This window comes from Silvimonas sp., from assembly GCF_031291215.1.
Classification (GTDB): domain Bacteria; phylum Pseudomonadota; class Gammaproteobacteria; order Burkholderiales; family Chitinibacteraceae; genus Silvimonas; species Silvimonas soli.
In genome coordinates this window covers 1-5815 of sequence record NZ_JARLJK010000138.1, presented here as the reverse complement: position 1 = coordinate 5815, position 5815 = coordinate 1, and the positions used below count along the sequence as shown (strand labels likewise).

Annotated in this window: 5 protein-coding genes; 1 reads left to right on the top strand and 4 read right to left on the bottom strand. The window is 58.4% G+C overall.

What is annotated here, in order from left to right; translation table 11 throughout:
* The first annotated feature begins 292 nt into the window (after positions 1–292).
* On the top strand, positions 293–1594 hold the full coding sequence (locus tag P4L78_RS17510) for a UDP-glucose/GDP-mannose dehydrogenase family protein (RefSeq protein WP_309329440.1): 1302 nt from the start codon (positions 293–295) through the stop codon (positions 1592–1594).
* A 138-nt stretch (positions 1595–1732) separates the two neighbouring features.
* Here P4L78_RS17510 and P4L78_RS17505 read toward each other — a convergent pair whose 3' ends face one another.
* The 4 genes from P4L78_RS17505 to P4L78_RS17490 form a co-directional block, all read right to left on the bottom strand.
* Positions 1733–2614, bottom strand: a complete 882-nt coding sequence (locus tag P4L78_RS17505; protein ID WP_309329438.1) for a hypothetical protein — start codon at positions 2612–2614, stop codon at positions 1733–1735.
* Between the two features lie 250 nt (positions 2615–2864).
* On the bottom strand, positions 2865–3947 hold the full coding sequence (locus P4L78_RS17500; RefSeq protein WP_309329436.1) for a hypothetical protein: 1083 nt from the start codon (positions 3945–3947) through the stop codon (positions 2865–2867).
* A 37-nt stretch (positions 3948–3984) separates the two neighbouring features.
* The gene (locus tag P4L78_RS17495; RefSeq protein ID WP_309329434.1) at positions 3985–5196 is read right to left on the bottom strand and encodes a glycosyltransferase; all 1212 of its coding nucleotides are present in this window, start codon (positions 5194–5196) and stop codon (positions 3985–3987) included.
* A gap of 128 nt (positions 5197–5324) precedes the next feature.
* Positions 5325–5815: hypothetical protein (locus tag P4L78_RS17490; RefSeq protein WP_309329432.1), on the bottom strand; the 491-nt coding region annotated here is incomplete at its 5' end.

Here is a 5815-nt window from a genome sequence, read left to right as displayed (position 1 = left end):
CTTGCCGCGATGGGGTGGCGGGCCGGCATCGAGCTTGTGGCCGGCCTTGGCGAAACATGCGCGTGGTATCGATCGCATTGTCATCAATTGCGCCGGGATTGAACGATGTTGCCCAGGGCGACCGGTTGGGATCAGCGGTTCCCGTCCCTGGGGCGCCATCGTGCGCCTGACCCTTTTGCTTGCCCGTGTCGTCCGAACGGCTTAGCGCAGCGCGGCATCGCAAGGCGCTGTGCTGTCGTCGGCGGTCGAAATCTGCAGTGGTTCACTTCCAGCAATTGATGGATGGGTTGCGATGAAAATTGTGATGGTCGGTTCGGGTTATGTGGGGCTGGTTTCCGGTGCCTGCTTTGCCGACTTCGGACACCAGGTCACGTGCGTGGACAAGGATGAGACCAAGATCGCCGCGCTCAAGGACGGCGTGATCCCGATCTACGAACCGGGACTCGACAAACTGGTTGCAGCCGGGTCGGCGTCGGGGCGCCTGACTTTCACCAGCGATATGGCCGCAGCCGTGCGCGGGGCCGATGCGGTGTTCATCGCGGTCGGAACGCCATCGCGCCGGGGCGATGGCCATGCCGACATGGTGTATGTGCATGCGGCGACACGCGAAATCGCCACCGCGCTGACCGGTTTTACGGTGATCGTGAACAAGTCGACTGTGCCGGTGGGGACCGGCGATGATGTCGAGCGCCTCATCTGCGAGGTCAATCCCGATGCAGACTTCGCCGTGGTGTCGAATCCCGAATTTCTGCGCGAAGGCGCCGCGATCGATGATTTCAAACGGCCCGACCGCGTGGTTATCGGCGGCCATGACGAACGCGCGTTTGCCGTGATGCGCGAAATTTACCGGCCGCTGGCGCTGGGGCGTTCGCCGCTGATCGAAATGAGCCGCCGCGGGGCGGAATTGACCAAATATGCCGGCAACGCATTCCTGGCGACAAAGATCACGTTTATCAACGAAATGGCGGACTTGTGCGAAAAAGTCGGCGCCGATGTGCAGGAAGTCGCGCGCGGCATTGGCCTCGATAACCGCATCGGATCAAAGTTCCTGCACGCAGGGCCCGGCTATGGCGGCTCGTGCTTTCCCAAGGACACGCTCGCGCTGCTCAAGACGGCCGAAGACTTTGCCTCGCCCTTGCGTATTGTCGAGGCTGTGGTTTCGGTCAACGACCGGCGCAAGCGGGCGATGGGGCGCAAGGTGATCGAGGCGGCCGGCGGCGATGTGCGGGGCAAAACGGTCGCCATTCTGGGGCTCGCGTTCAAGCCCAACACCGACGACATGCGTGATGCGCCGTCGATCGCCATCATCCAGGCGTTGCAGGATGCGGGCGCGACGCTTCACGTCTATGATCCCAAGAGCATGGAGCAGGCGCGTTCCGTGCTGAAAGATGTGGTCTATTTCGATTCGCCCTATGCGGCGATGGCGGGGGCCGACGCGCTGGTTATCGCTACTGAATGGGACGAATTTCGCGCGCTTGATCTTCCACGGGTAACCGCGTTGCTGCGCACGCCGGTCCTGGTTGATTTGCGCAATATCTATCCGCGCGTGATGGTCGAGGCTGCGGGCCTTGCCTATACCGCCGTGGGGCGATGAGCCGGTCGGACGGTATTGGCTCGGTTTGAATCGAACAATTTCAACGCATGGGCAATTGATGCGCTCGCCTCTTTGGTATGGGGGCGAGACTTGGAGTAATTCGGCGGGGAGTGGGGCCTGTCGAATTCGCTCTGTTGTCTATGGTTTGTAAATGTAATCGGCGAGCGCGAAATCATCCGCGTAAATTCTCTTGATCCGGTCGATTTGCTCTTTACTTAACTGTATTTTTTCTCCGAGACTTTCATTTGTTTTCGGAATGGATGGCATGTCGGGAAAATTAAGGGCTTTGCCTATCATTTCCATGCCGTCATCCAGAGAAAACAAAAAATCGACTTTCGGAGTTTTTCCGCCCAAAAAAATGCTCTGAGGCCTCAAGACAAAATCAAGGTCATAAATTGATTTCGCATTCTCAATATAATCCAAATATCCATCAATTGTATTGATCGACGATAGTTTCCGCTTTGTAACGTCCGCTGCGGATATGAGGGCGGTCCCGCCAGTTGAAAGAAATTTTATCGCAGATGTAAACCGGTCGATGGGGTCGCGATACATTGCAAATGTTGGCTTGCCCTTGATTTCATTTGGCATCAGATGATTTAAAGCATCAAGGGTCAGGTGCCATATTTTTGTGCCATAAAGGGTCGTGGAAATAGATGTTCCGCCATTTCTCGGAACATGCACGAATATCACCGGGGATTTCGCATAAATATCTCGCAGCATTTTTAAATGCTTTGAATTATATAAAACGATTTCGCAAAAATTCTGTCTGAAGAATTTGCTGTCCGCGCACAAATTTGCCACGTCTTCCAGGAAGTCTACGCGATTTACGTGCGCGGCAAACTTCACAAGAGAATTTTTTATCGACATGGCAGCCTCATCGAAAGATGAACCGTTTGTAATGTATGTCGGTGCCGACGTAAATCCATAATGGGCAGGGGCATCGCTTTTCCTGACAGCGCGGTGACATTGCGGGGGTGCGATTTTCCTGATGCATCGGGTGCGTTGATAGGCGCGCGCCAAATCCATCCTGATCGAGAGGCTTGTCTAGGTCTATGTAATCGTTGTAACTTCGCAGGAGTTTGTGTGGCGCGCGCACAAGCATGTTCGAGGCGCCTGCGAGTGCTCGCGCAGGCGGGTGGCGTTGGCCTGGATGATGCTTGTCCTGGTCTGACACGATTGCGGTGTGTCGCCGGCCCCGACAGAGGTCCTTGCGGCCCATCGTGGTTCGATGGACCGGAAATATCCCGCGGATATTTTTCTTTAGCGCGCATCATTCAAATGTAGCTGCAATTACATGGGCAGCCTTATCCCAGGAAAACTGTCTGGCACAGGCTTGCTGAAACTCGACAAATCGATCGCGTATATCATCAGCATCCATTCGTGCGAATTCATCCAGGATCGGCGGTATATCCGATACATTCGGCGTGAAACGAACGAATAAGGCGGCATGCGGCAGGCCATCGAATTCGGATCGTATGTCGCAGCGTGACAGCAGGATGCAGTTATTGGCGATGAAGTAGGTCGATTTGAGCTTGAACCCACCCAAAAAACGATCCGGGATCAGGCCAAAGCGGAGCCCTTCGCAATATTCGCCGATTTCGATCGGTCGTGCGGCGTTGCTGATGTGGGCCACCTCGGGGTGGCCCGGCAAGGGCAGGTCGTGGCGCCAGGCAAAGGCATGGCCACTGGCCGCGACATCGCCCGCCAACGCAATCAGGTCGCGCCGCTTTGGGCGCCATTCATAGCTGCCGGACAGCACGATTTCGGGAATGATGGCGTGTCCGCGCAGAGGCGCGAGCGGCGGCAGCCCGGGGCTGGCGATGGCCACGGGGCGTGCGGGGGCCAGCGCTTCGACCAAAGCCTGATCTCGGCGCGACAATGTAACCAGGCGGATGTTTTCGCGCGCATAAAGCCGCCGATCCCATCGCAGCGACTGGGCGGCTGCCAGCCGGCCGATCAGGTTGGCGCCATAGAGCTGGGTCAACACGTCGTGCGTGACGTTGTGCAGCACAAGCGTCAGCGGGGCCTGCGTCATCCGGGCAAGATGTTCATTCGCTTCGTGCGAGATCACCACGTTGCTGTGCCGGGCAACTGCTTGTGCGAATGCGCGCTCGACTGCGGGATTCGCAGTCTTGAAGCAGGGGTGCGGTAGCCCGCGCAACACGCCGCGCACCTGGTTGAGCCGCGGTTGCAATGCCATGTCGAACTTGGCAACGGCATGATCGCCCGACAGATGGGCAAGCACCTTGCGGTCATAGATCTCGTCGCCGCCGCCATTGACGGGGGCCTTGCCTACCCAAAGAATGGATCCTGATGCGGGGTGGTCTGTTGCCATATCGGTCTGGTCGCTCATGGGGTGGGGTGCGCGGCGGTGTCGCTGAATGACTGAATCATGCCATGCTGGCGACAAGTTCGACCCAGCGCTCGGCCAGTGGAGCGGGATCATAACGGGCAGAGGCATCCAGCGAGGCGCGCGACATGTCGGCAAGCAGGCGGCGGTTGCGGTCGAGTTCGACGACGCGATCGTGCAGCGCGCCAAAGTCGCCAAACGGCACAACGAAGCCGGTCTGGCCATGATCGATCACTTCGGGCAGGCCGCCGATGTCAAAGCCTATGCAGGGAAGCCCGCTGCCCATCGCGTGAACCGCTACCCCGGGAAAGTTTTCCGGCCAGAGCGATGGTATCGTGAGGACATCGATGGCGTTATAGACTTCATGCACCTGGTCAGCCGGAACTTGTCCGCGATAATCGACCCACGGGCGTTCTGCCGCAAAGGCTGCAACCGCATCGGACAGGCTCCCCGCCCCGGCAATGATCAGTCGCAGGCCGCATGCGGCATGAAGCCGATCAGCATGATCGAGCAGTCCGGCGACGCCCTTGTCCACCTCCAACCGGCCAATGTACCCAAGCACAAGCGGATTGCCGTGGTCGCGGACCCGGCGGATGAAGGTGTAGCTGTTGGGATTGGGAATATGGTGACGGGTTGCATTGGCGAGTTGCAGCGCCCCGGCCACTTTGTCGAGCACGTAGCGCGAGGGGGCAACCAGCGCCAGTTTGCCTATCCTCGCCAGAGATCTTCGATTGAGCACCGTGACCAGTGAGCAGGCGGGACATGGCCTGGTGCACAAGACGCCTTTGCGCGCCATGCCCTTGTTCATGCAGGCGAGTGCGAAATCGTGCAGGATACAGATCACCGGGACGCCTGCCCGGCCAAGCTTGTCAATCAAATCATAGCCCAAGCCGCGAAACGAATTGATGATAATCAGGTCTATGCCATGACGTTCGATATATTCGCGAACATCGCGGGCGCTGGCCCTGGTCAGAAACTCCATGATGTAAAATTCGGCTTTTGCCAGCCTGCCGAGCACGGCAATCGGTTCGCCCGGGCGCCACGTCCGGGCTGCCCAGTCGTCATGGGTCAACCCAGGAGTGGTGTCCGGGGCGATCTGCGTGCCCAGTGTGAACGCGGTGGCCGGTCGCCAGCGCAAGGTCGCGATGCTGTGGCCTGCCGCCTCCAGAATGGTGCGCAGGTTCTCGGCTGATTGCTCTGCCCCGCCTGGAATGTCGGGCGCAAGATAGCTGCCAACAAGAAGAAGCTTCATCGCGTTCGATCCGAAAAGTGTGTCACGCTCCGCGCGCAACTGTACGGTTATGAGAATCGTGCGCGGATTGCATCAGCGCCGCTATAACGCATCGGCAAGAGCAATTGGACGACAGACCCCCGCCGATTTTATGTGTGCTGAACGGAAAGGTCATGCGAACCCAATGGCTTGCGCCGCCTGAAAGTGGATAGCAGCAGAAGCGCCTGCCGGGCATCAAGCGCCACCATAAGCACCAGTACGCCGCCAAGTATGGCGATCTGACGATCAAGATCGATCAGGATTAGTAGGATGGCAATGAGCGCGGCCTTTTCAAGCGCAAAACGCGATGCCTGCCGATCCACAGCAGCGGCAAACTCCTCGAAGTTCCTTATCGCATAAAACAGCGTCAGGACTGCGGCCGCGGCAGGGAACAGCAACGATGCAACCAACTGATCGTGCGCCCAAAAGGCCGCCAGCGCCGCCACCCCGGCAAAAGTCGTGGTCAGCGTGGCGATCAGGGCGACTTCGCGATGCTTGTTGACCGCAGCGAGCAGGCAGTCGAACAGATAGATGCGCAAGTACAACAGCGCGATCGCCGCCAGTGTCGGCAGAGTCATCCTGATGTGCAGGCCGATCTGGG